This window comes from Caulobacter sp. B11 (genome assembly GCF_002737765.1).
Taxonomy (GTDB): Bacteria; Pseudomonadota; Alphaproteobacteria; order Caulobacterales; family Caulobacteraceae; genus Caulobacter.
Window position 1 is genome coordinate 1 of the sequence record NZ_PEGG01000401.1, and the last position, 2,783, is coordinate 2,783.

A 2,783-nucleotide genomic window follows, 5' to 3' on the forward strand; every position below is an offset into this window, starting at 1 on the left:
GGTGTGATCGATGGTCGTCATGGGCAAGACGAGATGCGGCCGATCCAGCTTTTGACCCGAACGAATAACGATCGCCGGATGCACGTCATCGAACTCCGGCAGGACATTCGAGATCGAAAAATCGCACCAATAGACCTGCCCGTATCGCGGAACACTCTTCAGCAGAAGTGGCGGTTTGGGAGGCTTGTAGTGCATTCTTGAACACAGCGCCCAACGACACGATATACAATTTTTAGTTGTCTAGACGGCAAATGCAATCCCTTACCCGCGCGTACTTTGCCGCAGCCCCCGCTTTCCTCTACAAGCGCCGCCATGTCGCACAACACCTTCGGTCACCTGTTCCGCGTCACTACCTGGGGCGAAAGCCACGGCCCGGCCCTGGGCTGCGTCGTCGACGGCTGCCCTCCCGGCATCGCCCTGACGGCGCAGATGATCCAGGCCTTCCTCGACAAGCGCCGCCCCGGCCAGGGCAAGTTCGTCACCCAGCGCCAGGAACCGGACGCCGTGCGCATCCTGTCGGGCGTGTTCGAGGACGACCGCAGCGACGGCCAGCGCACCACCGGCACGCCGATCAGCCTGATGATCGAGAACACCGACCAGCGCTCCAAGGACTATGGCGAGATCGCCCAGGCCTTCCGGCCGGGCCATGCCGACTATCCCTATTTCGCCAAATACGGAGTGCGCGACTATCGCGGCGGCGGCCGCAGCTCGGCCCGCGAGACCGCGGCCCGCGTGGCGGCCGGGGCCATCGCCAGACTGGTGATCCCCGGGGTGACGGTGCGCGCCGCCCTGGTGCAGATCGGCCCCCACGCCATCGACCGGGCCAACTGGGACTGGGACCAGGTCGAACAGAACCCCTACTGGTCGCCCGACGCGGCGATCATCCCGGTGTGGGAAGCGCATCTGGAGACCATCCGCAAGGCCGGCTCCTCGACCGGCGCGGTGGTCGAGGTCGAGGCAGTCGGCGTGCCGGCCGGCTGGGGCGCGCCGCTCTATGGCAAACTGGACGCCGAGCTGGCGGCGGCCCTGATGTCGATCAACGCCGCCAAGGGGGTCGAGATCGGCGAGGGCTTCGCCTCGGCGGCCCTGACCGGCGAGACCAATGCCGACGAAATGCGGCTCGGCCCCGACGGCGCGCCGGTGTTCCTGAGCAATCACGCGGGCGGGGTTCTGGGCGGGATCTCGACGGGCCAGGCCCTGGTGGCCCGGGTGGCCTTCAAGCCGACCTCCTCGATCCTGACCCCGCGACAGAGCCTCAACGAGGCCGGGCAGGAAGTGGATCTGCGGACCAAGGGCCGCCACGACCCCTGTGTCGGCATTCGCGGGGTGCCGGTGGTCGAGGCGATGACCGCCTGCGTTCTGGCCGACGCCTTCCTGCGCCATCGCGGCCAGACCGGCGGCGCGACCTTCACGCCAGGCGGCTAACGGGCCGCCGACGAACCGGGACGGGCGACCTGGCCTTCACGCAGGTGACGCGATCTCAGCCGGTCATAGCCGCCCACGGTCATGCTTTGAAGAATCATCTCAAGTAAAGCGCTGCCGTTGATCTCTGGCGGCGGCTCGTCATGCAGCGCGCGCCAGAGCTCTCTGGCTTCCTGATCAATGATTTGCTCTCGACTTGACATTGGCAATACATACTCCTGGCATCAACAACCAATGGTGTCGCGAGGAGTTCCTGCTTTTTTCGTTTAGTTTTCGTAACCAAGCGCCACGGTAGGCCGCGTGACCAGCGCCAGAACCTCAACCATAACAGCAATTTCCGCCTTCGCCACAACAGCTGTTGCAATTAAGCCGACCCTCCCTATCTAGGGCTCAAGGAGGATCTCTCATGATCGAACGCCGGCCTTTCAGCGCGCTCGGCCACGCCAATCATGGCTGGCTGGACGCCAACCACCATTTCTCGTTCGCCAACTGGTACGACCCCCGCCGCATGGGCTGGGGCGCCCTGCGGGTGTGGAACGACGACACCATCGCCCCGCAGTCGGGCTTCCCGCCCCATCCCCATTCGGACATGGAGATCATCACCTATGTCCGGACCGGCGCGATCACCCACCAGGACAGCCTGGGCAACAAGGGCCGCACCGGTCCGGGCGACGTCCAGGTGATGAGCGCGGGCTCGGGCATCCGTCACGCCGAATATAATCTGGAAGACGAAACCACGACCCTGTTCCAGATCTGGATCGAGTCGAACCAAAGCGGCGGCGCCCCGTCCTGGGGGGCCAAGCCCTTCCCCAAGGATGATCGCTCGGGCCGCTTCGTGGTGCTGGCCAGCGGCGTTCCCGGCGACGAGGACGCCCTGCCGATCCGCACCGACGGCCGCGTCCTGGCCGCCACCCTGAAGGCCGGCGAAAGCGCCCGCTGGACATTGGGCGAAGGCCGCAACGCCTATCTGGTCCCGGCCCGCGGCGTGGTCGAGGTCAATGGCGTCCGCATCGAGGCCCGCGACGGCGCGGCGATCCGCGATGAGGGCGAGCTGGTCGTCACCGCGATCGAAGACGCCGAAGTGGTGATGGTGGACTCGGTCTGACGCCTGAAAAGGTTTGTCTTTTTCGTTTGACCGGGCCTGTGACAGAACCGTAATGTTTCCCCGTGCGCGAGGGTGATCACCCATCGCTCGCGTACGGGTTGCGCCCTGCCGCAGCTGGCATGGGGGCTTGGGACTGCGTGCGGTTCGACCAACTGAAGATCCTGCTGGTCGACGACAATCAGCATATGCGGATGCTGCTGACCGAGATCCTGCGGGCCATCGACGTGCGCCACGTCTTCGAGGCGCTGGACGGCGC

Annotated in this window: 3 protein-coding genes and 2 pseudogenes; 3 read left to right on the forward strand and 2 right to left on the reverse strand. The window is 65.6% G+C overall.

Annotation, left to right across the window (positions count from 1 at the left end; genetic code table 11):
• A pseudogene (locus tag CSW58_RS13490) lies at window positions 1-195 on the reverse strand (hypothetical protein); the annotation flags it as partial.
• A 117-nt stretch (window positions 196-312) separates the two neighbouring features.
• Here CSW58_RS13490 and aroC point away from each other — a divergent pair.
• The gene (gene aroC, locus CSW58_RS13495; protein ID WP_099447610.1) at window positions 313-1,425 is read left to right on the forward strand and encodes a chorismate synthase; all 1,113 of its coding nucleotides are present in this window, start codon (window positions 313-315) and stop codon (window positions 1,423-1,425) included.
• On the opposite strand, the gene CSW58_RS13500 is transcribed toward aroC, so the two are convergent.
• Window positions 1,422-1,625 (reverse strand): hypothetical protein, encoded by a 204-nt coding sequence (locus CSW58_RS13500; protein ID WP_099447611.1) that lies wholly within the window; start codon window positions 1,623-1,625, stop codon window positions 1,422-1,424. The genes aroC and CSW58_RS13500 overlap by 4 nt on opposite strands.
• Window positions 1,626-1,828: 203 nt before the next feature.
• Here CSW58_RS13500 and CSW58_RS13505 point away from each other — a divergent pair, with 203 nt between their 5' ends.
• Complete coding sequence (locus CSW58_RS13505; protein ID WP_099447612.1) at window positions 1,829-2,527, forward strand: pirin family protein; 699 nt, start codon at window positions 1,829-1,831, stop codon at window positions 2,525-2,527.
• A gap of 137 nt (window positions 2,528-2,664) precedes the next feature.
• Window positions 2,665-2,783, forward strand: a pseudogene (locus tag CSW58_RS13510) (response regulator); the annotation flags it as partial.